The following is a 26899-nucleotide window of genomic DNA, read 5'->3' as shown; positions in this document are numbered from 1 at the left end:
TAGTCAAATGATTAATGAATATACGTAGAGCTTACAAGATCATTTTTTAAGACATCAGTTGGAATTTCGAATTCCACAACACCCATATAGCCAGGCGCTACTTCGTATTTATCGAAGGAGATAACAAGCTTACCTTTATCGGAAATATAGAATTGTTGATCGGCTTTAACAGCTGTAAATTCATCTGAAAGCTCTTCATCAGGAATACCTGCTCCTTTTAACCAGTATACCTTTTCTTGGTTAGATGCAGCAGCTTGTTCACGCATTTGTTCCTTAATGTTTTCACTGATCGTTTTAATATAATGATCATCTTTGAATAGCATCGGTAGTGTAATTAAAATTTCATTTTGTTTATCAATTGTGTCGTAGTGCATGACTGTAGAAGAAGATCCAACTGTATTAACGATATAACGACCAATAGACAAGATCTGATCATTATCTGTTTTCACATCATAACCACTGTCTATTCCCAAATGCCCGCCTCCGTTAGCTTTTAAATCGCCTACTTCAGCAATAAAGTCATCATATAGAGCTTTCCCTTCAGAACGGTATTTTTCATTTAAAGCATTAGCAAGATCTTTATTGTCTAGGTTTTCAATAGAAGGAACTTTTATGTCAGCATCATAGGAGTCCTCTGCTACCTGATATTCAGTCCATGTTAAGACTTTAACAACGCTACCAACAACCGGAATGTCTGAAAGTGTTTTAGCCATCGCAGGGCTGACATTTAAACCAGCTGTAAAAAGCATTGCGGCCGCCGCGGATCCAAGTAACCATTGTGGTGCTCGTTTTTTTCTTTTCTTTTTACCTTGTTTTAGAGCGTTTTCAACTACAAAATCAAGCTCCTTTGGGATAGATACCTCATTATATTGCTTTTCTAATTCTTTTAATTTTTCATCCATGTGCTGTTTCTCCCTTCACATCTTGTAATTGGATTTTCAATAGTTTTAACGCTTTATAAAGACGTGATTTAGCGGTACTCAGCTTAATGTTAAGGATATTTGCAACATCAGCGAGCTTTAAGTCTTCAAAATAGTGTAAAATGACAACTTCACGATACATTATAGGTAATTCATCTAACGCATGCTCTAAATCAACGTTTTCGTAAACATCCTCTTGTGCAGGAGTTAAATATTGCAATGTATCATCGTCTGTCACCTGTAAGCGTTTATGCTTACGTAAAAAATCTATGGCTGTACGTACGACGATTTTATAAAACCAGCTTCTCATATACTCGACATTTTCTAGTCGATCAAGAGAAAGCATTGCTTTTTGAATACTGTCTTGTACAACATCAAGTGCGTCCTGTTCATTTTTTGTATAGTTATACGCTAGCAAGTAAAAACGTTCTTTCTGTTCACGAATTAACTGGACAAACACCTCTTCATGTTGAAATGCATTTCTTGTTTTCATGTCCAAAGAAGCTCCTTTTTAACATTTTCAAATTGTATACATCTACTAGACGTATGAAAGGGGAAAAAAAGTTGAAGGTAAAAAAAACTTATCTTATTTTGCTTTTCTTCAAAGATAAGTAATGAGTACTTTTTCAGCATTCACTGACTGTAAAATTAAAATAATCCGTAAGGGAAAGAAAAATACCATCGCTGGTTAAAGTTGTACTTTATTTCAACTTTCCTTGTTTATAATGTTGTGCATTACTAATTTTAAATTGGAGAAAAATCATAGCAAATTATAAACCTTTTACAATTGCTTAGAAAGAGGAAAGAGTAAATTGGTTAAAATTAGAAATTGTGACACCTGGATGTTATTTGAAGCACAGGGGGAACTTCTATATTGATAGAATGTTTTATCGAAGAAAATGCCCTTAACTTAATTCACTACACCAAAACATATCCTAAGAAGGTTATCGAAATAAGCGTGTCTACTGACTATTTAAGCGGTGCAATGAATATAATTGCATCGCTTAAATTAGTTTTAATAGATATAACGAATCAATTATGAAAAATAGTCATATGTATTTTTTAAAAGTAATAGAATTGTCACAACGATAAATAAATTACGTACATACCCGCTACCACGTTTTATGGCAAATTTAGAACCAACAATTGCACCAGCAATTTGAGCTAGTCCCATTGGTAAACCATAGGCATAATTTATTTGCCCTAAGTATATAAACATAAGAAGGGCGGCGATATTACTTCCGAAATTTAAAAATTTGGCATTTCCTGCAGATTTTAAAAAGTCAAAGCCAACTATTAAAAAGGCGAATAGTAGAAACGAGCCTGTCCCTGGTCCTAAAAAGCCATCATAGAAGCCGATGAAGGTTATGATCACAACAAAAAATGCAAAACGCTTAGGTGTTAACTTTTTATAGGTAGAAATGCTACCCCAATCTTTTTTGAAAATAGTATAAATAGCCACAGCAGCTAGCATGACAAGCATGAGCGGCTTTAAAACGCTCGGATCCATAAGATGGACAATCCATGCACCAATCATTGAACCTATAAAAACAAAAGGGAACAATATATAAACCGATCTAAGATCCAATTTTCCAGAGCGGTAAAATGTTATGGTGCTCGTTAATGAACCCATAGTGCCCGCTAACTTGTTAGTAGCCACGGCAGCAGATGGTGGAAGACCAACAAACATAAGAGCAGGCAATGAAATAAGTCCACCGCCTCCTACAACAGAATCGATAAATGCGGCTAGAAAGCCAAAAAAAATAAGAATGAGTAAGATGTTTACATCTAAATCAAAAGGCACAGTAGGTCATCTCTTTTCTATAATAATAATTTATAGTAGCGAAATGAAAAGTGACTGTAAATAGCTTTACAATGTTCTTTTTGTTAATTGCGAGAATTAGATCTTTTTAGATATTTTTAAATTCTGTAAAATTCAAAAATATTCTACTTTATGTGTATATTTTAATGTATTATGTAGTTAATGATGTTTTTCGTTAAGGGGGCATGATGACATTTGAGTTTAGGGAATCATGTAAGAGTATTTGTTTGTGTAGTAGTTATGGGGCTACTTGTCGGATGTGTGTATAATGCCAAAAAAGATATAACAGATAATGAGTATATTGATATAGTAAAAGAAGGGTATTTGGAGAATTTTTCAGATGTTTCTGTTCGAAATGCATTTAATTACGCATTTTTTGAACCATATTGGCGATATTATCAGGCCAAAACAGGCGAGCATGTTGTCGAATTATCAGGTGATATTACATTTGAAGGTGAGAAAGGACATGCCATTTTACAGTTCGTAGTGGATGAACAAACAAAAGAATTTACTGCTTATGCGATGAAATTTAATGATGTCGTTTTGAGTCCCGTACAAAACCGGTTGCTTATTGGCATGATTTATGAAACATGGCATTCAAAGCGGCTCGCCTATGAGTAAGGTCTTTTGCTTTGTATAAAGACTTTACTATATTACAGTAGAGAGGAGTGCTTAGACAGAGAGGGTGTTTTCAATGAGATTAAGTATTTTAGATCAAATGCCTGTTCCGAAAGGTCATACGGTTGAGGAAGCCTTTCAGCGTACAGAACAAATTACACTTTTAGGTGAAGAGCTAGGCTATCATCGTATGTGGTTGGCAGAGCATCATAATAGTCATTCGTTGGCAAGTTCAGCTCCCGAGGTTACAGCCGCTTTCTTAGCAGCGAAAACAAAACGTCTTCGTATCGGTACTGGAGGCGTAATGATGATGCACTATTCTCCATATAAGCTCGCAGAGGTTTTTAAAACGTTAAGTGGCTTGGCACCGAATCGTATTGATTTTGGTGTCGGTAGAGCACCTGGTGGCGACCATGCCTCTATTTATGCATTAGCAGAGGGAAGAAGACAACGTTTTACCGAGCAATACGATAAGCTCGAAATAACTTTAAAACTGATGAATAATCAAAAAACAGGTGAAGATGTCTATGATCAAGTGATAGCAGCACCAGTTAATATCCAATTACCTGAGGCTTGGTTGCTTGGTTCTAGTGGTCAAAGTGCCATGCAAGCAGGACGATTTGGTGTAGGTTATTCATATGCACAGTTTTTCACTGGCAATATGTCAAAGGATATATTTGATACGTATAGAGATTACTTTATACCGTCCTATTATATGGAGAAGTCACAAATTATCGTTACCTATGCGGCGACAGTTGCAGAAACTTTAGAAGAAGCGGAATATTTGGCCAAGCCAATTGATATTACACGTCTTCATCTCATGAAAGGACAAATCATTCAAGCAATGTCACCTGAGGAAGCAAAAGATTATCCACTGTCAGAGATGGACAAAATGACAATTGCTAATAATCGAAAAGCCAATCTTGTCGGAACTCCTAAGGAAATCGCTGAATTTTTAATAACAGAGCAAGAACATTATGGATTTGATGAAGTGATGCTAAACTGCAATCAATATGCACTAGAAAGTCGCTTGAATACTTTTAAGTTAATGGCAAAGGAATTAATATGAACTATACAGTGTTAGTGGCATTAAGCAAAACCTACTAAACAACAATAGAAGTTTCTAATTTGCTAGCGAAAAACTCTATGAATCATCTAAAATAACAAAAAAAGCTATGTTCCGTGAACATAGCTTTTTTGATTAAATCTATTTGCTTCTAAACGCTTTGTTACTATTGTCTTTTTGAATATGATCTTAAAGGAGTTTTTACAATGCGTCCTGCCCCCTAGATCATATTTTTCAATGACAAATCACATTTGGGAAATTTTCCTTCGGTTTAGTAATCTTTTTCATCTGTAAATATTTTAAATGCCCCAATTACCACTACTAAAATAAAACCCGCCAATGAGAATTTAAGAATGAAAATATCAAAGATGAAACCAATTATAACGATGGGTAATCCAATCATGCCTATCATTGATGTAAATTTAGTATAACGGATAACTGCATTAGATAACTCTGGTTCTTCTTTGTACATCCACCTTTTTCCGAACAATAAACTTTCTTCAGGATAAAAATAAGACCAAATTATCGAACCATATAAGGGAATGATTAAAATAATTAATAAAATATTTTCAGCCATCAAATCCCACCTTATTCTTTGTCATTATTTTACCATCTATTCATAAATATTTCTTGTTATATAAACCTATTTCGAAAACATAAATCTTTTTGGAAACAAGCTCGTCTATATTAAGAGTGTGGATCTTTAAAAAAATGTATGTTCAAAAAACATTTTTGATGCTGTAAAGAGGTCTAGTAGATTACACATACTATAAATGATAGTAATAAAAATGAGGTGATCTCTGATGAATCGAAAAGCAATACGAAGAATTCCATTAGAAAACGGTAGTGAGAAAAATAAAAAAATAACTATTGTATTTTTGAATGCAGTTTTAAAGCTAACTGGAAGAGATACTATTAAAGAAGTAACATTTATTCAACATGAATTGGGCGGTGAATATCAAGACGATAAACAATCTCGTCTTGATATTCTTGTTAAAACACAAAATGGTGATTTAATTAATGTAGAAATTCAACTATCCAATCAGCATGATATGACAAAGCGAACGCTATATTATTGGGCAAAAATGTATGAGTCACAACTAACTAGAGGGATGGGGTACAGTGAGTTACGCCCAACCATTACAATCAATATATGTAATTTTACAATGTTTAAAGATAATAAAGCTTATCATAGTACGTATCATCTTTATGAAGACAAAATATTAACGAGGTTAATGCCAAAAGAAGATGTGTTGGAAATTCATTTTATTGAGATGAATAAGTTTATTACTCTTTGGCGTGAAGAAAAGCTGGATGTTCTTGATGATATATTAACTTCTTTCAGCAAAAGCTGAAAGAAGTTAAAGCCTCCGGCGGATGTCACGGGATCGGAAAGGAGTTCTTAGAGGATGTTAGCCTAAGATCATCGCATCCATGCGATAACGGCTAACTGACCTGCATCACGTAGGCCTAAGCACAAAGCCGATTCCAGACGCAATTATGCCGAGGCATAATTGATATCGATGGTTGTTATTGCTTGGTATGGTCGACGGTCGCAAAAAGAAAGTTTATGCAGAGATCTATCGAGAATTGGAGGAGTTAGCGATGAAAGATGAAAATTTACGTGCAGCATTTAATACATGGGAAGAAATTAGTCAATCCCCTGAAACAATTCTTGCTTATCAGTCTCGCTTAAAGTATATCCTAGATGAAGAAGCTCGCTACATTGATGGGATCAATAAGGGAAGAGAACAAGGGAAAGCAGAAGGAGTGAAAGAAGGACTGGAACAGGGTTTAGAACAAGGATTAGAACAAGGGCGTAAACAAGAGCAAATAGAATTAGTAAAAAAATTATTAAAACGTCATGAACCGATTGAAGAAATTATGGATTTATTAGGATTATCGAGAGAAGAAATTGAAAGAATAAAAAGTTTAACTTTACCACCTCAGAAATAAGGCTTTAAGTCATAGGGGTAAATCCGTTTAAAGTATCACTTTGTCTTATATTGATGGTGGCAAGGAAAGCACCATCAGCAAGATTTAATAAAACACTTTTTGTTAAGGCGAAAAAATTATAACTCCTATAAAAATGTCCAATGCATACATTTGCATTGGACATTTTCACGTTACACTCTAGCTGAGCCACTAACAAACTGTGTATCTTTATAATACATATTTTTAACAAGGACGTTAGGACCTAAGCATTTTACCGCTGGACAATGACAGTTTAGTGATTTCGCTAAATCTGTAGCCATCCATTTATCAAAGATTGCTGGTAATTCATCGTTTATAATATTGCCAAGTGCAGGTGTGTCGCCAAAGTCGGTCACAATGACATCACCTGTAAAGATATTGACGTTTAAGCGAGAGCGACCATCTGGATCATTACGCATTGTCACGTTTTTTTCTTCTCTTAATCGTTTTAGTAGATGTTGATCTTCTTCATTCATACTACATGGATAGAAGGGTAACGTACCAAATAACATCCATGTATTTTTATCCCTAACATCAAGTAGTTGATGAATCGCATCACGAGTTTCGTCAAGTGATAACGAAGTAAGGGAACTTGCAAAATCTGAAGGGTACATCGGATGCACCTCGTGTCGTGCGCATTTCATTTCGTTGATGATTTGGTTATGGATATGCTCTAAGTACGGCAAAGTTTTTTTGTTTAACATTGTTTCTGCCGATACCATTACGCCGTGATCAGCAAGCATTTTAGAGTTATCGATCATGCGTTGGAATAAAGCTGCACGTTGTTCATAAGTAGGTTTTCGCTCCATCATGGCAAAGCCTGTCTCAACGAATTCATCAATAGTACCCCAGTTATGTGAAATATGTAGTACATCTAAATAAGGGGCAATCAGTAAATAACGTTCAGGCTCCAATGTCAGGTTGGAGTTGATCTGTGTGCGTACTCCTCGAACATGGGCATATTTCAATAAAGGTAATACATAGTTTTGAACGGATTTCTTAGACATCATCGGCTCTCCACCAGTAATCGAAATTGTTTTAAGGTGTGGAATTTCATCGAGACGCTTAATGATTAGCTCAATTGGTAAAGCATCAGGATCTTTAGTTTGTAATGTATAGCCAACAGCGCAGTGTGAACAGCGCATATTACAAAGAGTTGTTGTTGTAAATTCAATATTGGATAGGGTCATTTGCCCATGTTGTTCAACATCTAAATACGCTTCCCATGGATCAAAGGCAGGCGTAATTTTTTGTAGGGTCGTCATAATTCTTACATCTTCCTTTCTAGCACTCTATTGTCTCATATTCGTTAATAAATTCAAATATGAAATTATCGAAAGGGCTATTTTTAGGCAAGATGATCATTTTTGTTACCCAATGAAGGAAATATTAGCTCTCCTCCTTCCATGAAATATCCTAAAATTTTGGAAAGTGGATGAATGGGTAAATTTACGTTATGATAGAAGGAGTAAATGGTAATACAGTACCAAAGAAAGTAGGAAATGACATGACTAAATATGAAACATTATTGTTTGACGTGGATGATACATTATTAGATTTTGACTTAGCTGAAAATGCAGCGCTTGACCGATTATTTAATCAGGAAAATATTGCTATGACGCCAACGATGATTGCCCGTTATAAGGAGATTAATGAGTCGATGTGGCGTGCTTTTGAACGTGGTGAGATCTCTAAAAATACATTACATAATACTCGATTTTCGATTGCTTTAAAGGAATTCGGTCTAGATGTGGATGGGGAGTACTTTGAAGCGATTTTCCAAAAATATTTAAAAGAGGCGCATCATTATGTAGATGGTGCCTATGAAGTCATCGAACAGCTTGCAGATGACTATGATTTATATGTCGTTTCAAATGGTAAAACAATGACCCAAAATAAACGACTAGAGGATGCAAATTTAGCACAATTTTTTAAAGGGATTTTTATCTCGGAGCAAACAGGCTACCAAAAACCAATGCCAGCTTTTTTCGATTATGTTTTTGAACGTATTGATCATATAAATAAGGATAAGACCTTGATTATTGGTGATTCCTTAACATCTGATGTTAAAGGTGGGCTTCAAGCTGGAATTGATACATGTTGGTTTAATATACGTGATATAAAAAATACAAGCGATATTCAACCACAATATGAAATAAAAAAACTTCATGATTTACATTTGTTATTAGGTCACAAAGTCGAAATTTTGTAGGTACATATTCTCACTACACTTCAACTGTTCATAAACCCGAACAAATGAAGTGTAGTTTTTTGGATAGATAGTATCAGTCTTAGATGGAAAGAAAGGAGATATAAGATGAAAGGAAAAATAGCAAAGGGTGTTTTAGTAGGATTGTTTGGTATAGCATTGGTCATTCCAATGCAGGTACATGCCTATCAAAAGCCAACCGATTATGTACATATGCAAACGCCAAATATGACAGTGTACTCTGCGTATGGTGCTACCATTAACGCATCAGAAAAAGGAGATACTTTTAGTGTTAAAGCTAATATTGTCAATAACCGTCAGCCCTTAGAAGTGGAAATTTTTAAAAATGGTCAGAATGGGGTCTTAAAACAGGTTGTTAAAAAAGGTGAAATGGAGCCAGTTGCTTATCGAGATTTAAAGGATCGCGTAATTGCAACGATTCACAATAATGCAGAATTAACATTTGTTTATTCACAGCCAAATAATTTTCGTGATCTAGGAAATTCACCATATAGTTCGTATATTACTAGTTTATCGAAGCGGGGCATTGTTCAAGGCAAAACAGCAGATCATTTTGGTGTCAACGATTCTTTAACACGTGCCCAGGTTAGTGCATTGTTAACCCGTGCATTTAGCTTTCAACAAATACCGACAAAACAATTTAAAGACATTAATGTCAAAAAATCTTGGTATAGTGGTTATGTTGGTGCCTTACATTCTTTAGGAATTATAAATGGTAAAACGTCAACTACATTTGATCCAAATGGAAAAATTACACGTCAACAGGCCATTTTAATGCTTGGTCGAACATTAGAAGCTATTGATTATGTTCAAGAAAAAGAATATGTGGTTTTACCTTATCAGGATGGCTACTACCTTCAGGGGGAAGCATTGCAGCATACTAAGACTTTGTATGCCATCGGTGCGCTAAATGACAGTCCTCATTTATTACCAAATCAATTTATTAGCCGTGGAGAGTTTGCTAAATTATTAGCAGTGACTTTGAGCGCAGCTGGAAGATTATAATATGTAAAATTAGCCGAGCATCAAACGTCTCGGCTTTTTTTGTTGGATCCATGAATGACGAACGTAAGGGAAATCTATACTTTGTCTATGTATAAAAATCTATAGAACGGGCAAAACCTTTTATGAGACTAGTTTCCATGGAAGGGGAAAATACGATGAATACTGTTTTAACTGTAAAAAAACGCGAAAAAGGGCGTAATTCGTCATTGACTCAACTTAGACAGAACGGTGCTATTCCAGGAGTTGTTTATGGCTATCAAATGGAATCAACAGCAGTATCAATGGATGCCAGACAATTTGCAAAAATGTTAGCGCAGTTTGGCAATAAAAATGTCTTTCAACTAGATGTAGACGGTAAACGGATCAATGCAGTATTAACAGAAGTGCAACGCTGTGCGTTAAAAGGCAATGTAAAGCATGTAGATTTCAAGTCCATCAATATGTCCGAGGAACTAGAGGTTGATATTCCAGTAACGGTTACTGGGAAGGCCATTGGCGTTGCGGATGGTGGATTCCTATTACAACCTAATCGAGAAGTTCGAATAAAAGTAAATCCTTCAAATATCCCCGAAACAATAGAGGTTGATGTGACGGATGTAGCGATCGGAACATCCCTTTATGTAGGAGATATTCGTCAAAAGTTTTCCTTTGAAATTTTACAGGAAGATGACTATACATTAGTGACGATTACACCGCCTGCTGCTGAAAATGTGCAGGAAGACACAGTGGATGGAACCCCTGAAGTAATCGAGGCAACTGGGAAAAATCCATCTGCTTCAGAAGAATAAAAACAGAGAAGGAGCCATCTTACACGTGGTAAGCGGCTCCTTGCTGTTTATTCTGTATACTGCTGAATGGATTGGCGATAGCGGAAATACATGATTACGTACATACTGAAAGTTATGAAAAATAGCCAAGGTACGATAAACCGCATAATGGCAAGGGGTGTTTCAAATAAGAAGGAAAAGACGAAAGAAAAACCTTCTTTATCCCATAAACCTGGCGTAAAATAAGCGTCTTTTATATTGAAAGGATAAAAGTTATCATTTGAATAAAACATCATTAGCCATATAAAAAAGATTATTGCCCAATTACTGGAATGTTTCATTAGTCGTTTATATTTAGCAATTTGCGAATCATTATCGGAAAATAATTCATCGTTGCCATCTTTTCTTTTTAACCAATAATAAGAACCATCATACGACTTTTCTTTTAATGATTGCCATCCAAAATCCTCATACAATTGTTTATAATTAGTGCGTTCTTCTTTCTTAAGATCCTGCTGAAAATCAATACGGATAACTCGTTCAAGATTATCTGTCTTTTTAAATGTATAAAAGCCTCCAGAAATTACATTTGCACAAACCCATCCTTCGGACAACATATGATTTAACCATTGTTCTTCCTTTTCAATATCAAAAAAAATTTTAAACTTTATCATGTCTATCAGCTCCCTCATATAAAGATAAAATGCGCTGTAATCTTTGTTGCTCGGCCGCTAATATTGCTAGTCCTTCAGCTGTTGTTTGATAAACCTTGCGTCTCGTATCCTGTGTCTCTACAGGCACAATCCAATGATATTTCAGCAAATTTTCAATGGCTCCATACATAGTACCAGCCGCAATCCTTACACTACCAGCGCTCATGTCCTCGATTTTTTGCATCATCGCATAGCCATGAAGCGGTTCACGTAAGGCGAGTAGAATATAATGCATGGTTTCGGATAAAGGTAGTAATTTATGTTTTTTCACAAGTTCACCTCATGTACAGTTCAACTATATAGTTTGATTATATATAGTTGAACTGTATATTGCAACTGAATAAAAAAAGACAATGCACTTTTTGCATTGTCTTGTAAGCTATACCACGGCGCTTTTGATCCCAGTCCATTTCGTAAATAATTTCTCGTTGAATGTAAGAGCAAATTGTACAATTGGCCCTAGCCCAAAAGCCATTAGAGCCGTTCCAATTCCAATTGGTCCGCCAAGTAAAAAACCAAGTATAGCAACTGTTACTTCCATTGTTGTTCGAGAGCGTGTGACACTCCAGCCAAGTTTATGGACCATTAGAAGCATTAATGAATCACGAGGGCCAATCCCTAAATTCGCCACCATATACATACCGCAACCCCAGCCAAGTAATACTAAGCCAGATATATAAGATAATAGTTGCATCCAAAAACCATCTATTTCTGGAATCCAATAGTTAAAAATATCAATAAAAATCCCTGCTAAAAACATATCTATAAATGTACCGGGAAGTGGAAACTTCTTCGTTACTACCATATCAAATGCTATAATGGCTAATCCGATGAGAATGGACCAAGTACCAATGGTTAATCCTAAAGTTTTAGCTAGCCCAATATGTAACACATCCCACGAACCAACACCAAAAACCTGACCTTTAATTGTCAATGTTATACCTAAGGATAAAAGCAAAATACCCGTTAAGAAGAACAGACACCGTGTGAAAAATGCTTGCTTCATCATTATAACCCTCACTCTAAAAATTCATGTTGTTCAACAAATTATTATAACAATAGATTTTAAAATAAAACGAAGATTGTCAATTCATATTTTTCAAAAAATATGATTAGGTAAGCTAAATAAGGACAAAATAGTAGGGATAAGAAAGGATGGGATGAGATGACCTCTGTACGAGATGAAATACTAGAAGTTTTAAATCGTGAAAAAATAGGGACGATGGCAACCGTGGAGAATGGCAAACCATACTCACGCTATATGACATTCCAACATGAAGATTTTGTATTATACACAGTAACAAACCAACATTCTGAAAAAATGGAGGAGCTCCGCAAAAACCCATATACACATATATTATATGGATACGAAAATGGGGGCTTTGGTGACACGTACGTTGAAATTGAAGGAAAGCTAACAGAAATTCTAGAGGAAGGAATAAAAAATAAGATAGCCGAATTTTTTACAAGCATCTTCGTTGGTAACCATGATGAAATGATTACACTTAAAATTGAGCCAATCCGTATGCGCCTGATGAATAAAAAAGGCGAACCACCTAAAGAGCTTGAATTTACAAACGACCATTAAAATGTGGTCGTTTTTTTAGATTACAGTTTGATTTAAAAAGCATGGGATAGCGAAATAGCTTTCTCAGAAACTAGCGTTAACTATAGTAATAGCCCGTTTTTTTTCACTAAGATTTTTTTCAATTATTTTCTTTTAACATAAAAAACCGACCTAAAAGCATAGCCGCTTTCAGGTCGGTTTTTTATATCGGATAGATACGTGCTTTTAACTGCTTATTTAAAATAGACGCCTGCGCAAGTGCTTGTTCATCGTGACTTATGTCACCAGGTTTGTTTGCCTCTCCAATTATATACGAGGAGAACGGCATCTTTAAGAAGTCAAAGATATACTGGAATTGCTGAATCAATGGTAGACCCTTAATATATGGTGCGTCACCACCGACAGCAAGAACAATGGCCTCGGTAGTTTGTAATTTTTCTTTTAGCTGTGGAAAACGCTCATCTCGAATAGCCTGGCTCAATCGATCCACCATGTTCTTCATTATGCCTGACATGCTGTACCAATATATCGGCGTGGCAAAAATAACGATATCACTTGTTAACAACGCATGGATAATTTGATCATAATCATCATCTACAAACTGGAAACCTTTGTTATCATGGCGCAAATCGTAAATGGGCTCAATCGTTAAATTTTTCAGATTTATTTTTTTATGGTTTAAGCCCTCTAATACATAATCGGCTAGTTGTTCACTATTACTATCAGTTCTAGAACTACCAATAAATGCGGTGATGTTCATAAGAATCCTCCTCTATCTCTAAGGTTATAACTAGTGTAAACTTATCTTTATTATCGATAAAGCTGAATGTTTCGATGGAATGTATCGAAAAAAACGATTTAGGAGTGGGGAAGATGGATATTAAGCAGCTGCAAACGTTTTTAACAGCTTCGAAAACGTTAAGTTTTACGCAAACAGCACAGCTACTAGATTATGCTCAGTCGAGTATTACAGCACAAATTAAATCGCTTGAAGAAGAGCTTGGCGTAGTTCTTTTTGAGCGGCTTGGAAAACGCATTACCCTTACGGAGGAGGGCCAACGATTACAGCAGTATGCCCAAAAAATGCTAGATTTAAATATGGAGATGAAAAAAGCTGTATTAAATGAACAAACACAAGCGATATTAAAAATAGGTGCACAGGAAAGTCAATGTGTATACCGTTTGCCAAGTGTTTTACAACAATTTCAGAAATCCCATCCACAAGTCAAAATTATTTTTAAGCCTGTACATACAACAGAAATAGCCAAAGATTTATTACAGTCAGGCAATCTAGATATAGCATTTATTACGGATGCATATAAGGAAACACCTATGTTACATCGTGAGCGACTTATTCAAGAGCAATTAGTTTTTGTTGGTGCGCCTATTGATAGCAACGAGGAGAGAGCCGTATTTTCTTTACAGCAACTTTCAAATGAAACTATGCTGTTGACGGAAAGCGGTTGTTCTTATCGCAATCAATTGGAAGTACAGCTACAGCAGGAAGGTGCGCTACCAATACAAATGATTGAGTTTGCAAGTATTGAGGCCATTAAGCAATGTGTGATGGCAGGTTTAGGTATTTCATTCTTACCTAAAATGGTGGTGGAGAAGGAGTTAGAAAACCGATGTTTAATAGAACTGGATACATCCGTGAATTTAGCAGATATTTTTACGGATATCGCTTGGCATAAGAATAAACATATATCTCTGTACCTTGCTGATTTTATAGAAATTGCAATGAAGACGTATAAGAAGTTATAATGGCATTTTTTTGAATCTGGACTTCATTTTGAACAATCCTTTTCCTTTTGCTGACTGTTTGAAAAAATGGATGTGTAGACCATATTCTTGCATTTTATAGAAAAAGGGAGAATCATTGTGTTGAAAGGAATAACGTAGGCCAAAAAGTGCGAATGAATTTTTTAATCCATTTCGCACTTTTTAGTTCTTTTCACTATGAAAGAGTATTATTGTTATTTATATAAGTTTGAAGATTTCCAGTTGACCTATGAGAAATTTATTGTTTCTTTAAAGTACCAGAAAAATTAGTTCCTTCATCATGCTCTGTACGACAATCTACCTCGATAATTTTAAGTGCATTATTAAGACGTTCAAATTCTAATACACAACGATTGCCGTTTGAGGATTTATTCATCACGGCCTTAGTGCTAGAAGTAATCGTCGCTGTACCATCAACACTTCCTGCAGCGACCCCATCATTTGAGGTAATGAAAATATGAAAGTTTTTGCTTGTTGCGTTTGAAATATAGGCATCACGACGATTAAAATCAGTTATGCCATTCCCCCATTTATAGTAGTACGAATAGCTACCATTCCAAGCACTTTTAGAAGGTGTTGTTAGCTGCATTATTTTATCTAATTGATTTTGGCCATTTTTCGCGCGTGTATTTAAAGAATCATTACTTTTATTATCATGACTTGCTTGTGCGTCCTCTGAAATCTCATAAAAATTTCTTTCATCCATACGGTGGAGCATTGTCACGACTTGAGCTCGAGTCATAAAATTTGTTACCCCAAAAAACTTCTGTAAATTGCGATTTTCATACTGAAAGTTTTGACCAGTAGAAATGTAATAATCGAGTAAAAACTGTATGGATTGATCTAATCCACTTTTACCATTAGCTAAATGTGTAATGGCCTGTGCCACAACACCGCGCTTCACATTAGCCGCTCTAATAGTATTATCGAAATACCCGTTTAATGGAACAGCATAGCTTGCAAGTCGATTGTAAAATTCATCAGACCAGATTGCAGTTGGGGTCTGTTTTTTTAGCTTATCCAACGGTGATTCAAGCTCATAAAAATTTACAAGTAGTTTTGCGAATTGTTGCTCTGTAATGGTTGCATTCGGTTTAAATGTACCATCTGCGTAGCCATTGATGATATCATATTCCTCTGCCCACATGATAGCATCATAGGCATAGTGATCTTTTGGCACATCTTTAAAGCCAGCAGCTTGCACAGTGTATTCATTTGACATAAAAACTATGAAAAGCAATAACACGCACACTAATTTTTTCATTTGTCTCAGTCATCCTTTCTTTCTAGTCATGTTAATAGTTTGAAGGATATGGATATAAACTGCAAATTTTTCTAGTTTATAGACTGAAGGAAACTATTTTTTTATGAAAGTAGGAAGGAATAAAAAGAGATGTTAAATAGTTTAAATAAATTCCTCCAAAAATGGATGCCTATTTTAACACCGCTTAGCTTAGTGATTGGTGTATTGTTTGCGAACGTAGGGCATCAGCTATTATTATTCGTGCCGTGGCTATTTGCTTTTATGACATTTGCAGGTAGTTTAAGCATGAATTTAGAAGGAATAAAAAGTCTTAATAAATACCCAACAGTTATATTAATTGTTATTGCATTTTTACACCTACTCATGCCAATCTGGGCTTATTTTGTATCAAACATTATTTTTCACGATCATCTACTGACAATTGGTTTTGTTTTAGCAGTCGCTATACCAACAGGGGTAACAAGCTTTATTTGGGTTAGTATTTGTAGGGGTCATCTTGCATTGTGTCTTGCAATTATTTTAATCGATACACTCATTTCACCTGTTGTCATTCCTGCATTACTTCATATTGTTGTAGGGCAAACAATTGAAATTGATACTGTTGGTCTCATTCTAGATTTACTTTGGATGATTGTTGTGCCTTCTCTAATAGGAGTGGCATTAAATGAGTTTACTAAAGGAAAAATTGAATTGACACTAGGTAAAAAATTAGCCCCTTTTTCAAAACTTAGCTTATTTAGTATCGTGATGATAAATAGTAGTGCAATTGCTCCATACATTAAAAATATGAACGTGGAGCTTGTTAGTGTTACTTTCGTCGTCTTTTTAATTGCTTTTTCAGGATATGCTTTTTGTTTAATATTAGGGCATATGCTTTGGAAGGATAAAAGCATTGTTACGATGTTCGTTTTTACAGGAGGGATGCGTAATATTGCTGTAGGGGTTGTAATAGCGACTACATACTTTCCTGCAAAAACGATTATGCCTGTAGTGCTTGGTATGTTATTTCAGCAAGTTCTAGCCTCATTCTTTAGCCGAGTAATGGAAAAGTATCAGCTGAAATATGGGGAAGCGAGTATGTAAAGAATTCAGTGCTACTATCAACGACTGTTATTAAAAAGCTGCATCATTTTGCAACAATTAATGATAGTGAAGAGGATGGAAAAAAGAAGAAAAGATACTGATAATTTTGATGGAGGAGCATCAATTGAAAATAAAAAAGCATGTGGTTTCCATTACGCTACCTTCAGAATATGATGTAGATAAGCAATATCCATGTTGGATGGGGGGAGATATTTCATACAAAAATATAAATTTGAGAGTAAACACCAGCACTTTTAAAACAAGAAAAATTTTAGTGTTTTGTGCTTGTCGGAAGTATGTTGAGTACTAATTATGTCACTTTAGAAAGAAGAGTGCATGAAATGAAAAAGTTAGATGATTTAAAGCTAACGATTCTTCCGTTAATTTTTTTGCTAATTCTTATACTTTTTTGGAAACTGACCGAGTCTGTTGGTGCAGGTATGATGGTCATTATTTTCTGGATAGGCTGGCGTCGCCTTGTAAGAAAATTAATATGAATGGAAAGTGAGATCTTTCTAATTTTGCGTAGTGTCAGTTTTAAGGCTCCTCATAAAATGCTAATGACGGGTCTCTCGATTAAAAAAAATTGCTAAACAGCTTTATGCAAACTAAAAGCGTTTATATATTATTAGACATCGTTTGATAAGGGAATCAAACGATGTTTTTTTGCTTTCCTTAAGATAACTATATTTTTAGATGTGATTAATCTAAATATATTCAAGACATACATTTAATGAAGTTATTGTAAAATGACTATGTACTAATTTTTGTAATTTTGTTACGATTTATTAATTAATGAAACAACAAGGAGATCAGCATGTGGCGTAATCGGAATGTATGGATAATTTTATTAGGTGAATTTGTTGTAGGTCTAGGATTGTGGGCTGGCATTATTGGGAATCTAGCTTTCATGCAAAAGGTCGTTCCCTCTGACTTTTACAAATCATTAATTATTTCTAGCGGTATATTGGCGGGTTTAGTAGTAGGTCCTTTAGCCGGGCGTATTATTGACAAGTCGATGAAAAAAACGGTTGTACAGTGGGCTAGTATAGGGCGCATTATCAGTGTTTTATTTATGTTTGTGGCACTTTATACAAATTCGGTTATGTGGATGATTCTTTTTTTAATTACGTTGCAAATAGCAGCCGCCTTTTATATGCCTGCTTTACAATCTATTATTCCAATGATTGTTAAGGATAGGGATTTAATTACATTAAATGCTTGGCAAATGAATGCTCGAACGATTTCAAGGATTATTGGGACTGCCGCCGCGGGATTCATGTTAAGTTTCTTTGATCTGAAATGGTTGTACATCATTTCATTTATTGTCTATATCATGATGTTTGTTATTACGAACTTCCTACAATTAGATGAAACGGCACAACAATCGTCATCAACTAAAGAAAAGGGCGACTTTAAAGAAGTGTTACCGATGGTGAGGGAGCATCCTGTTGTTTTAATGACACTTGTTTTAATGTTAATTCCAACATTATTTTTAGGTTCCTTTAATTTAGTGATTATGAAAATTTCTGAGATTCATCATTCAACGACAATATCAGGATTACTATATACAGTTGAGGGAATAGGTTTTATGCTAGGTGCAGCTGGTTTGAAATTTATTACAGAACGGCTGAACACTGGAACACTACTTTTTATATTAGCATTTATCATCGGTTCGATGGAGCTCATGCTAATATTCGCGGATTTTAAATTTTTAGCATTAGTGGCTTTTGGCGTTTTTGGTTTTTCAGTAGGCTGTTTTTTCCCAACGACAATGGTGATTTTTCAAAAGCAAGTGCCAAAAGATTTTCATGGGCGATTTTTCTCATTCCGTAATATGATTGATTCTGTCATCTTTCAAGTCGTCTTATTGTCAACAGGCATGATGCTAGATTTAGTTGGTTTAAGTGGATTGGGGCTTGTTTTTGGTATTATTAGCTTAAGTTTAACGATCACTTTTTTATTCTATTCAAAGAAAAAGAATGTTGTAATGCATGCCCATTAAATAAGAACTGTCAAATTTGTACATGTTTTTGACAGCTCTAGCTTTTAAATTATGTTTTTATCTACATTTCGTGGAGATTTGGGGTTTTTTACTATTTCTATTCCTATCGAAGAGTTGGAATAGAGGCTTTCGTCTTTAAGCGTTAAAGAATGGCTCAATCCGCGCAATAATTAAATTAGAGCATATTTTGGAGACAAAAAAACGGAAAAAGAGTGGAATACATTTAGGTCCGCGAACGCTGCTTTAATATGGTCAATCATTGAGAAAAGTAAAAAGAAGGTGTTGAAAAATGCTTGGAAAAGCACAAGAAATTACAGACAGTTATATTGATTCCCCTGAAAAGCTAAAAAGCTTATATAAACGAGTGCTAATCATAGTTAGTCTTTCACAAGTTTTTGGCGGGGCGGGGCTAGCTGCAGGTATTACGGTAGGGGCACTTTTAGCTCAGCAAATGCTAGGAACAGATGCTTATGCAGGAGTACCATCCGCTTTATTTACTTTAGGGTCGGCGGGTGCGGCTTTCATTGTAGGAAAACTATCACAACGTTATGGGCGTCGCACAGGTTTATCGACAGGCTTTATTGTCGGTGGACTTGGTGCAATTGGTGTAGTAATTGCTGCTATGATGAATAGTGTTATTTTATTATTCGCCTCTCTAGTTATTTATGGTTCAGGGACTGCGACGAATTTACAGGCTCGCTATGCCGGGACAGATTTAGCCAATAATAAACAACGAGCAACGGCTATCAGCACAACAATGATGATGACAACGTTCGGGGCTGTGGCAGGTCCAAATTTAGTAGATGTTATGGGAAAATTTGCTGTTTCCATTGGTGTTCCGTCGCTTGCGGGTCCATTTATTTTATCAGCAACAGCATTTATCTTAGCAGGTCTTATCCTTTTTATTATGTTACGTCCAGATCCATTAGAAATTGCAAAAATGATAGAAGCGCACAGACGAGAGAATGAATATGGAAATAAGACGCAAACCTTTAATGAAAAAACTATCAATAAAAGAGGTCTTACAGTCGGTGCAACAGTGATGGTACTTACCCAGATTGTAATGGTTGCTATCATGACAATGACACCAATACATATGAAACATCATGGTCACGGTTTAGCTGCGGTTGGAATTGTTATAGGATTTCATGTAGGTTCTATGTATCTTCCGTCGCTCGTAACAGGCGTTCTTGTTGATAAAATTGGGCGAACAGCCATGAGCATCGCTTCAGGAGTTACTTTGTTATTTGCTGGTTTATTAGCGGCATTTGCACCGAGTGATTCGATGGTTCTATTAATCATTGCTCTTTCTTTACTTGGGTTGGGCTGGAACTTCGGCTTGATTAGTGGCACTGCTCAAATAGTTGATTCGACCGAACCTTCTACTCGTGCCAAAACGCAAGGGAAAATTGATGTTTTAATTGCATTAGCAGGAGCTTCAGGCGGTGCTCTTTCAGGCATGGTAGTAGCTAATGCGAGTTATGCGACATTATCTTTAGCTGGAGGTCTATTATCTTTATTCCTTATTCCAGTTGTCATTTGGTCAAGAAAAGCTTGAGAAAAGGTGTATGATACAACCCGATGAAAGAAGTTAAAATGGCAACTGTAGCTTTATAAAAAAAATTTGATCATTAATAATAAAGATAAATAATTTGTAATAAAGTTTGATTAAAAACATCTCACCTCTATTCATTTTAAGAGGTGAGGTTTTTTATTGGGAATTTATGATAATATCACTTTGGAAATTGCGAAGAAATGTACTTAAACGAACAAGCAGTTTACTTTAATAACATCCAACAGATTTATTGGATATATATGTTAAAATAAAAAGAAAATTATGAAATTAAATGAAAAAATAAAGGAGAGTAATGAAATGAATAAATTAATTTTATCCATATTGATAGTTATTATCTTGACTGGATGCAATGTATTCCCAACCGATACTCTTAGTCAACCAGAAGGCAAAGTGATTATGAACGGGGAACAATATAAAATGATTCAAAGTGATTACCAGTGGAAAGAAGACAATGTTGAAATTAGTACAAAAAGTTCTGCCGATATTAATGAATTAGCTGAACTATTCGAAACAATAGAAGTTGAAAAAGACGATACATTAAAATTTGAAATTGATAAAAATCCTACTTCAATTAAGGTAGCTAAACTGAATGAAGATGGTACAACTGATATTGTCGAAATGAAAGATAATGAAATTAAGATGCCATCGGAAAGTGGATATTATATTTATCAACTTATAACAATATGGTCTAAAGGAAAACAAACTTTTGTTTTTGATGTTAACGTAGAATAAAAAGAGAGTGACCCACAACGGGTGCTTTAACGCAACACTGAGACCGTCATTAGGGCAGTTTACTAGGAAGGCAGATTAGTGCAAGATTAATAAAAGTTAGAAGTACCAAGTATAAATGTACCCCCAAGTCAACAGAAAAAGGTACTTTTGTAATAGAGAGACAAAAGTACCTAAACGCTATATTTTAGGGTTTTAAAACCACTTTAATACAGTCTTCCTGTTTTGTATCGAATATTTCATAACCATGTATTGCTTTTTCAAGAGGGAGGACGTGTGTAATGATATCACCTGCATTCACTTTACTATCAGCGATTAAATTATAGACATGAGGCATGATATGAACAACTGGGGTAAATGTGCGTGCAACGACATTATTAAGTAGTAGATTTGCTCAAAGGTTTGATAAGAAATCAGGTGGAAGAATAGTCAATATTACTTCAGGTCAGTTTCAAGGACCAATGCCTGGCGAATTAGCTTATGCAACAACAAAAGGAGCAGTTGATGCTTTAACTATTACGTTGTCGGCTGAACTAGCCCCTTTAGGAATAACGGTTAATGCATTAAATCCAGGTCCAACTGATACAGGTTGGATGACAGAAGAAATAAAAAATGAATTAAAACCGATGTTTCCTTTTGGTAGAATAGGAACACCGAGAGATGTTGCAAAAACTATTAAATTTCTAGTGAACGATGAAGCAGATTGGATTACAGGTCAGATTATTCATTCAGAAGGTGGATTTAAAAGGTGAATTTAACTAAAAAGGCTTTGGTTTTAGAACCTTTTTGTTGTATTAAATTCCAAGGAAGTTATCAATTTGTGAAACATTGTACTTAAATTAACAAGTGTTTTACTTGTAGATCATTGAGTTGCATATGCAGTTCTTTTTTTCTTATTGAATTAACGGTGCAGGTTTGTAGAATAACGAAATAGGATAATATTATAAATTTTAGGTTGTGAATTCGTATAGAAAAGTAAATTGAATAATAAGAAAGAGGTGAGTGGTAAGGATGAAAAAAACATTAGAAAATAGGTTGGCTTATTTATATTCAGGGGAATTATTTTCTATAATCACTTTTGTACCTACTAGTTATCTAATAAATTACGCATTTCCCAATCTACAATTGTATTCTCTATATTCATTTTGGGTATCTTTTATTCTCTTAGAGTTTCTTTTGTTACAAGGAACGATTTATTGGTATGTAAAACTTAAAAGAATAAGAAATGAGAATAACCCTATAACTCCGATTCAGGTTGTTCGACAATTACATAGTTTAAAAACAGTGAATATGATTATAATTATGACCACAATTATTGTGTTTGCTTTTGATTTCATAAAATGGTATCCATCTTTGCCATTAGATGGTTTAACAATCACCTTCTTCATATATATTTTTGCAATTTTAGAGTTTATTAACTACTTTTACATTCAACTCTCATACAATGTCTCTAACATTAAAGATTTGTTAAGAAGTAGAAAATTGAAAAATTCCTGTATGAATAAGGATTTTAAACGACTTAAGAAATTGGAACTCTAAAAGGTAGCGTTATTTTGCATTGATAACGTATTTAAGAAATAAGGTTAATAAACGCCAAAAGATTTAGAGTTTATTAAGTAACGGGTGCTTTACTTGAAGATCAGATCAAAGAGTTGCATATGCAACTCTTTTTTCTTTATTGAACTAACCGAACAGTTTAGTTGAATGAGGAAAAAATTACATATATAAAATAAAACAATACATTGTTAAGATTTGATAGGTCAAGTATTCTATGGAAAGAAATTAGAGCGGGTGTGTTTCTCCTACAAGTAGAGAAGTTATTTACTAACGGAGAATACATTGATGAAAGATATCAAAATATTAGGACAGGATTTCCTCATTAAATACGATGATATAGAAAAGTTATTAAATTCAATGCGGGGGTCCCCTGTACCATACCGTACATCCCCCTCCACTCCCTTTTACGGAACGACCAACCTAACGGGTGGTATCGTTTAGTATGTAATTACGAAATCACGTCCGCCGGTTTAATATTACGAAGTACAAGAAGATGAATTGTTATAATCTTGCAAGTCATGTATATAGAAAACAAGGTACATCATCTAATTTAAAGGAGATAGAAATGGATATAAAATTAATAATAAGTGTAATACTTTTATTAACAATGAATATCGGAGGATTATATATTGACAGAAATAGCAAAGGTTGTTTAGTTACCCTAATGAAAGCATGGTCTATTTTTACTATAATCTGTGCCATTGTTTTTGTAGTTTTAATTGTAGTTTACGGATGGGATTAATGTTATTGAAAGTCTAGCGTCACCAGCGTTATTTTTTTTCAAGTCCCCTATTAATCAGCATACAACGACATGCTACTCATCTAGTTCCATCTAATATATATAAATTTAAGGGAGGGATGTATATGGAAAACTTTGAAGATATTTTGCCAAGACATAAATTTGATAATGATAGAGTAGAAATGATTAAAAAATAGATAGAAATAAAATATTACCTTTGCTGCCAAACCTTCTCGAATGGATTCAAGATATGAATTGGCCAGTGGCACCAAGCGTATTAGAGTTACTTTTAACTTTTCCAGAAGAAAATTGTCCCACATGTGCAAGATGTTTTATCTTCAGATGATGATACATTCAACCTTGGTTAGAAAGTCGAAAGAGGTAAACATTTATCTTGTTCAACTACGAGGTGCGTTAATTAAAGATACTTATAGAACAGGAAGGTGTTAATGTGGATGAGTTCGAGAATATTATGGCGGAATTTAATGATTGGTTAGTAGATGTAAAAAAGCAAATAAAGGATTCGGGTAAAATCGATCAATCAAAGTTAGATGTTTTTGTAAAGGTTATTGCAGAGTTGGTCAGTATTAAACATAAGTATGCGGACAAATTGTTAGATTTACGCAATGCTACGGAGAAGAAAATTGTAAGGTTAGAGTATTCTAAAGGAGGAGAAACAATCCATCGTGGATACTACTGTCCGAGCCCCGTTTTAGATTTAATCGTTGGTGGGATGAAAAGGGGTAGACTGTTCAAAAAGAAGAAACCTAAATTCGGGAATTACACATACGAATATGGCTTTGATAAGGACGGCAGGCTACTTCGAGTAAAGGGTGTGAATGAGTTTACAACTCCAGACAGTAGATTTGACGAAGAGTATTTGATATACATTGATGATATTGTTTATGGTTTAGAATTTGATAATTCAGGCGAGTTAGTAGTGGTGTCCAAGTGCATATACGAAAACGGAAAATTGATGAAGTATGAACGAAGTGGTTGCTGGACGGAGGAATTTGCCGATCTTCAGTATGAGGAATACACTTACGAAAACAATTGGCTTTCTGAAGTGGATTTCTTTTATAATATCGATCCACTATTGGAATTGTACGAAGAGGAAAGATTACGTGTAGAAAACGATGAAGTTGGCAATATCATTAGGATAATCGGTAGTACAATTGTTGAAGGGAAATCAGAGACGCATATATATAATGTTAAACCGCTCAAAAAATAAGAGGGTGATCCGAACTATAACGGGATAGGGACTTTTGTTGAGCAAACAAGGGTATATATATATGAAAGTTGGAATAATCGGGGGCGGTTTTGGTTTAAAAGTTCAAGCCCCTATCATGTAAAATACATCCTATGATGAAAATTACTGCTGTTAGCACTATGGAGTGTCATCAATTACCTGAAGAATTATTAAATGGTGAAAATCCTCCTGCTCATTATCAAAATTGGACGGATATGTTAGAGAAGGAGGAACTTGAGTTTGTGAGTTCAATACCAATTCATCACTTTGAAATGGTGAAATACGCATTGCAAAGAGGAATAAATGTTGTATGCGAAAAACCTTTTACAAGGGATAGTAAAGAATCTAAAGAGTTATTGCAGCTTTCAAAACAGAATAATTCAAAGGATATTATTGATTTTGAATGGCGGTATTTTCCGATACGAGTTGCATATGCAGCTCTTTTTTTTTGAACTAACGGAGCAAGTTAGTGAAAGAAGGTATTCTCCAAGCGAAAAATGTTAAAAGGAATTTATGACGCTTTAGGAGAAAGGGGTAGAATAAATTGAGTTATGAAATTATAACGTTACCTGCCTATCGGACAGTAGGATTAAAATGGGAGGGAACATTCTCTGAAATTGTACCGAATTTAAAAAATGTCATTCAACAAGTTGAAGACCGTGCTGATGAGTTAGAGAATAAGGTGAATCCAAATGTTCAATTAGGTCTATCTTATCATGTAATTGAGAATGGATTTGTACATTACGCGGTGTATGAAGTGAGTGAGGAGCAGGAAATTCCTGATGGGATGATTGAAATATGGGTTCCTGAATGGATGTATGTGAAGACGACACATAATAAAGGAGAAGATATACAAAAGACCTATACGGATTTACATCAATGGTTATTTGATAGTGACTATTCCGCATTTAGAGAAGCTGGTGTAGATTATTATGATCCTTATATGCCGATTAAACATGAACATTATCCAGTTGATCGTGATCCGAATGATCCGCATTTTAATATTTATATACCGATTGTAAAAAAATAATGTTTTCTTATTAAACAAACAGGGGCTTTACTTGAAGATCATTGAGTTGCATAATGCAGCTCTTTTTTTCTTTATTGAACTAACGGCGCAGTTTAGTTGAACAAGAAGGGCTATTGAATAACGTTCCTTTTTGTATCGTAATCTGTTTGATTTGCATCTTTGTTCTTTAAGTATTTATTTTTAATATAAGGGGAAAATACCTACAAAATTCACAATAGAGGTGGCGATAATTCTTGAGAAAGTTAGTTATACTAGTCACGGTGATTTTTGGATTATTTTTCTCGATGCAATTACTATTAGTACAAGCGAGTTTTCAACCAAAATTAGAAAAAGAGGCTGTTTCATTTATTCAAGTAAACCGTTTAAATGAGGAAACTCGTTTATTTAAAGAAAATGATGGATATGAGGAAGTGATTATCAGTAAGGTTGTTAACTGGATAAACACAGCAAGTCCTTCCGAAGGAGTAATTGAGTTAAATAAAACTCCCATAGTCTCGATAATGAAAATAAAAATGAAAGATGGGGACGTTGCAGTTATTGAACCTGCATATAATTGTGTGTCCGAAAACCATGTAAAAACATGCACGATAGCAGATGGTGAGGTTATATATACTCGAAATAACAAAAAGGTTCGATTGAAATCACTAGAATTTTATGATTGGCTCTTAGTTGGTTGGAAATATGAAAGTGTTGGGCCACCTAAAGATGAGTTGCTTGAAGAAACTTTATATACCAGATATTTTTCCTATCTCGCTGAAACTTATTCAGATTTTATCATGTGTCCAAAAATAGATAAAGTTGAAAGACTGGATGGCGATACAAGAAGACATATAGTTCATGCAAGTGCGTTAAATTATAGTGCACATCATGGTGACGCTCCCTTTGATAGAATCTATATCACGTTGACTGATACTCCAGAAAATGGTGTTAAAATAAATAAAGTTACAATACAAAAGGGTATTTCTGAAAAAGAAAGCACTATACAATGTAGGCGGGAGAGTTAAAGGATTTTTTTCAACTAACGGAGTGCGTTTCTTGAAGATCATTTTCCTGCATAAAACACTTCTTCTTGATGAGTGAATGCTTGTTATTTTTCAAGGAGCTATGCAAGTAGTAGAAAAATAATTTTTACTTTCGTAACTATAATCGCTTATAAAACGAATTAGCCACCTGGCGAATTTCTCAACAGATGGTTATTTAGTG

At 34.8% G+C, this 26899-nt stretch carries 32 protein-coding genes and 2 pseudogenes; 23 read left to right on the top strand and 11 right to left on the bottom strand.

Annotation, left to right across the window (positions count from 1 at the left end):
- Positions 1–11: 11 nt before the first annotated feature.
- The 3 genes from rsiV to MWJ95_RS08150 form a co-directional block, all read right to left on the bottom strand.
- Positions 12–902 carry an anti-sigma-V factor RsiV gene (gene rsiV, locus MWJ95_RS08160; protein ID WP_249104972.1) on the bottom strand — a complete coding sequence of 297 codons (891 nt, stop codon included), beginning with the start codon at positions 900–902 and terminating at the stop codon, positions 12–14.
- The gene (locus tag MWJ95_RS08155) at positions 895–1413 is read right to left on the bottom strand and encodes a sigma-70 family RNA polymerase sigma factor (protein WP_249073849.1); all 519 of its coding nucleotides are present in this window, start codon (positions 1411–1413) and stop codon (positions 895–897) included. The genes rsiV and MWJ95_RS08155 overlap by 8 nt, the downstream gene beginning before the upstream one ends.
- Positions 1414–1956: 543 nt before the next feature.
- Positions 1957–2724 (bottom strand): TSUP family transporter, encoded by a 768-nt coding sequence (locus MWJ95_RS08150; protein WP_249073850.1) that lies wholly within the window; start codon positions 2722–2724, stop codon positions 1957–1959.
- A 213-nt stretch (positions 2725–2937) separates the two neighbouring features.
- Here MWJ95_RS08150 and MWJ95_RS08145 point away from each other — a divergent pair, with 213 nt between their 5' ends.
- Together MWJ95_RS08145 and MWJ95_RS08140 are read left to right on the top strand one after the other, a co-directional pair.
- Positions 2938–3363: a hypothetical protein gene (locus MWJ95_RS08145; protein ID WP_249073851.1), complete on the top strand. Its 426-nt coding sequence runs from the start codon at positions 2938–2940 to the stop codon at positions 3361–3363.
- 73 nt (positions 3364–3436) lie between these two features.
- Entirely contained in the window at positions 3437–4429 is a 993-nt protein-coding gene (locus MWJ95_RS08140; protein WP_249104970.1) for an LLM class flavin-dependent oxidoreductase, read from the top strand.
- A gap of 268 nt (positions 4430–4697) precedes the next feature.
- On the opposite strand, the gene MWJ95_RS08135 is transcribed toward MWJ95_RS08140, so the two are convergent.
- Positions 4698–5003: a hypothetical protein gene (locus tag MWJ95_RS08135; protein WP_249073853.1), complete on the bottom strand. Its 306-nt coding sequence runs from the start codon at positions 5001–5003 to the stop codon at positions 4698–4700.
- 226 nt (positions 5004–5229) lie between these two features.
- On the opposite strand from MWJ95_RS08135, the gene MWJ95_RS08130 reads away from it, so the two are divergent.
- Positions 5230–5781: an Rpn family recombination-promoting nuclease/putative transposase gene (locus tag MWJ95_RS08130; protein WP_249073854.1), complete on the top strand. Its 552-nt coding sequence runs from the start codon at positions 5230–5232 to the stop codon at positions 5779–5781.
- Positions 5782–6031: 250 nt separating this feature from the next.
- The gene (locus MWJ95_RS08125) at positions 6032–6382 is read left to right on the top strand and encodes a hypothetical protein (protein WP_249104968.1); all 351 of its coding nucleotides are present in this window, start codon (positions 6032–6034) and stop codon (positions 6380–6382) included.
- A gap of 170 nt (positions 6383–6552) precedes the next feature.
- On the opposite strand, the gene yfkAB is transcribed toward MWJ95_RS08125, so the two are convergent.
- A complete protein-coding gene (gene yfkAB / locus MWJ95_RS08120; protein WP_249104966.1) occupies positions 6553–7665 on the bottom strand; it encodes a radical SAM/CxCxxxxC motif protein YfkAB in 1113 nt (370 codons plus the stop codon).
- A 242-nt stretch (positions 7666–7907) separates the two neighbouring features.
- On the opposite strand from yfkAB, the gene MWJ95_RS08115 reads away from it, so the two are divergent.
- The 3 genes from MWJ95_RS08115 (at position 7908) to MWJ95_RS08105 (ending at position 10423) form a co-directional block, all read left to right on the top strand.
- The gene (locus MWJ95_RS08115) at positions 7908–8612 is read left to right on the top strand and encodes a YjjG family noncanonical pyrimidine nucleotidase (protein ID WP_249104964.1); all 705 of its coding nucleotides are present in this window, start codon (positions 7908–7910) and stop codon (positions 8610–8612) included.
- Positions 8613–8717: 105 nt separating this feature from the next.
- Positions 8718–9635, top strand: coding sequence for an S-layer homology domain-containing protein (locus tag MWJ95_RS08110; RefSeq protein WP_249074052.1), 918 nt, complete (start codon positions 8718–8720; stop codon positions 9633–9635).
- A 155-nt stretch (positions 9636–9790) separates the two neighbouring features.
- Entirely contained in the window at positions 9791–10423 is a 633-nt protein-coding gene (locus tag MWJ95_RS08105; RefSeq protein WP_249104962.1) for a 50S ribosomal protein L25/general stress protein Ctc, read from the top strand.
- Between the two features lie 47 nt (positions 10424–10470).
- On the opposite strand, the gene MWJ95_RS08100 is transcribed toward MWJ95_RS08105, so the two are convergent.
- The 3 genes from MWJ95_RS08100 to MWJ95_RS08090 form a co-directional block, all read right to left on the bottom strand.
- On the bottom strand, positions 10471–11076 hold the full coding sequence (locus tag MWJ95_RS08100; protein WP_249104960.1) for a DUF2812 domain-containing protein: 606 nt from the start codon (positions 11074–11076) through the stop codon (positions 10471–10473).
- Complete coding sequence (locus MWJ95_RS08095; protein ID WP_249074097.1) at positions 11063–11350, bottom strand: PadR family transcriptional regulator; 288 nt, start codon at positions 11348–11350, stop codon at positions 11063–11065. Before MWJ95_RS08095 ends, MWJ95_RS08100 begins: the two co-directional genes overlap by 14 nt.
- Positions 11351–11494: 144 nt before the next feature.
- Positions 11495–12121 (bottom strand): YczE/YyaS/YitT family protein, encoded by a 627-nt coding sequence (locus tag MWJ95_RS08090; RefSeq protein ID WP_249105551.1) that lies wholly within the window; start codon positions 12119–12121, stop codon positions 11495–11497.
- A gap of 159 nt (positions 12122–12280) precedes the next feature.
- Between MWJ95_RS08090 and MWJ95_RS08085 the strand changes: the two genes are divergently transcribed.
- Positions 12281–12703: a pyridoxamine 5'-phosphate oxidase family protein gene (locus MWJ95_RS08085; protein ID WP_249074055.1), complete on the top strand. Its 423-nt coding sequence runs from the start codon at positions 12281–12283 to the stop codon at positions 12701–12703.
- 181 nt (positions 12704–12884) lie between these two features.
- Here the strand turns inward: MWJ95_RS08085 and MWJ95_RS08080 are convergent, their stop codons facing one another.
- Positions 12885–13442 carry a flavodoxin family protein gene (locus MWJ95_RS08080; RefSeq protein ID WP_249104958.1) on the bottom strand — a complete coding sequence of 186 codons (558 nt, stop codon included), beginning with the start codon at positions 13440–13442 and terminating at the stop codon, positions 12885–12887.
- 113 nt (positions 13443–13555) lie between these two features.
- Between MWJ95_RS08080 and MWJ95_RS08075 the strand changes: the two genes are divergently transcribed.
- Positions 13556–14446 carry a LysR family transcriptional regulator gene (locus MWJ95_RS08075; RefSeq protein WP_249104956.1) on the top strand — a complete coding sequence of 297 codons (891 nt, stop codon included), beginning with the start codon at positions 13556–13558 and terminating at the stop codon, positions 14444–14446.
- A gap of 256 nt (positions 14447–14702) precedes the next feature.
- Here MWJ95_RS08075 and MWJ95_RS08070 read toward each other — a convergent pair whose 3' ends face one another.
- Complete coding sequence (locus MWJ95_RS08070; RefSeq protein WP_249104954.1) at positions 14703–15728, bottom strand: S-layer homology domain-containing protein; 1026 nt, start codon at positions 15726–15728, stop codon at positions 14703–14705.
- 129 nt (positions 15729–15857) lie between these two features.
- On the opposite strand from MWJ95_RS08070, the gene MWJ95_RS08065 reads away from it, so the two are divergent.
- The 6 genes from MWJ95_RS08065 to MWJ95_RS08040 all read left to right on the top strand — a co-directional run bounded on the left by MWJ95_RS08065 (position 15858) and on the right by MWJ95_RS08040 (position 21124).
- Positions 15858–16811 (top strand): bile acid:sodium symporter family protein, encoded by a 954-nt coding sequence (locus tag MWJ95_RS08065; RefSeq protein ID WP_249104952.1) that lies wholly within the window; start codon positions 15858–15860, stop codon positions 16809–16811.
- Between the two features lie 124 nt (positions 16812–16935).
- The gene (locus MWJ95_RS08060; protein ID WP_249104949.1) at positions 16936–17121 is read left to right on the top strand and encodes a hypothetical protein; all 186 of its coding nucleotides are present in this window, start codon (positions 16936–16938) and stop codon (positions 17119–17121) included.
- A gap of 31 nt (positions 17122–17152) precedes the next feature.
- On the top strand, positions 17153–17308 hold the full coding sequence (locus MWJ95_RS08055; protein ID WP_249104947.1) for a hypothetical protein: 156 nt from the start codon (positions 17153–17155) through the stop codon (positions 17306–17308).
- A gap of 320 nt (positions 17309–17628) precedes the next feature.
- The gene (locus MWJ95_RS08050; RefSeq protein ID WP_249104944.1) at positions 17629–18816 is read left to right on the top strand and encodes an MFS transporter; all 1188 of its coding nucleotides are present in this window, start codon (positions 17629–17631) and stop codon (positions 18814–18816) included.
- 289 nt (positions 18817–19105) lie between these two features.
- Positions 19106–20374, top strand: a complete 1269-nt coding sequence (locus MWJ95_RS08045) for an MFS transporter (protein WP_249074062.1) — start codon at positions 19106–19108, stop codon at positions 20372–20374.
- A 315-nt stretch (positions 20375–20689) separates the two neighbouring features.
- Positions 20690–21124 carry a hypothetical protein gene (locus tag MWJ95_RS08040; RefSeq protein WP_249074063.1) on the top strand — a complete coding sequence of 145 codons (435 nt, stop codon included), beginning with the start codon at positions 20690–20692 and terminating at the stop codon, positions 21122–21124.
- 184 nt (positions 21125–21308) lie between these two features.
- On the opposite strand, the pseudogene MWJ95_RS08035 reads toward MWJ95_RS08040, so the two are convergent.
- Positions 21309–21473: pseudogene (locus MWJ95_RS08035) on the bottom strand (glutathione-dependent formaldehyde dehydrogenase); the annotation flags it as partial.
- Position 21474: 1 nt separating this feature from the next.
- Between MWJ95_RS08035 and MWJ95_RS08030 the strand changes: the two are divergent.
- From MWJ95_RS08030 to MWJ95_RS08000, 8 genes and pseudogenes are all read left to right on the top strand, one after another.
- Positions 21475–21873 (top strand): annotated as a pseudogene (locus tag MWJ95_RS08030) (SDR family oxidoreductase); the annotation flags it as partial.
- 259 nt (positions 21874–22132) lie between these two features.
- Positions 22133–22660: a general stress protein gene (locus MWJ95_RS08025; protein ID WP_249074064.1), complete on the top strand. Its 528-nt coding sequence runs from the start codon at positions 22133–22135 to the stop codon at positions 22658–22660.
- A 583-nt stretch (positions 22661–23243) separates the two neighbouring features.
- The gene (locus MWJ95_RS08020; RefSeq protein WP_249104942.1) at positions 23244–23420 is read left to right on the top strand and encodes a hypothetical protein; all 177 of its coding nucleotides are present in this window, start codon (positions 23244–23246) and stop codon (positions 23418–23420) included.
- A gap of 247 nt (positions 23421–23667) precedes the next feature.
- Positions 23668–23763, top strand: coding sequence for a hypothetical protein (locus MWJ95_RS24615; RefSeq protein ID WP_249074065.1), 96 nt, complete (start codon positions 23668–23670; stop codon positions 23761–23763).
- 105 nt (positions 23764–23868) lie between these two features.
- On the top strand, positions 23869–24648 hold the full coding sequence (locus MWJ95_RS08015) for a hypothetical protein (RefSeq protein ID WP_249074066.1): 780 nt from the start codon (positions 23869–23871) through the stop codon (positions 24646–24648).
- Between the two features lie 131 nt (positions 24649–24779).
- Positions 24780–25118 carry a Gfo/Idh/MocA family oxidoreductase gene (locus MWJ95_RS08010; protein ID WP_249074067.1) on the top strand — a complete coding sequence of 113 codons (339 nt, stop codon included), beginning with the start codon at positions 24780–24782 and terminating at the stop codon, positions 25116–25118.
- Positions 25119–25210: 92 nt separating this feature from the next.
- Complete coding sequence (locus MWJ95_RS08005) at positions 25211–25696, top strand: GyrI-like domain-containing protein (protein ID WP_249074068.1); 486 nt, start codon at positions 25211–25213, stop codon at positions 25694–25696.
- 233 nt (positions 25697–25929) lie between these two features.
- A complete protein-coding gene (locus MWJ95_RS08000; protein ID WP_249104940.1) occupies positions 25930–26700 on the top strand; it encodes a hypothetical protein in 771 nt (256 codons plus the stop codon).
- Positions 26701–26899: the final 199 nt, after the last annotated feature.

The sequence above is a fragment of the Lysinibacillus sp. Bpr_S20 genome (assembly GCF_023337835.1).
Taxonomy (GTDB): domain Bacteria; phylum Bacillota; class Bacilli; order Bacillales_A; family Planococcaceae; genus Lysinibacillus.
Note: the sequence above shows the minus strand (reverse complement) of the source record. Positions and strands in the feature narration are given on the sequence as shown.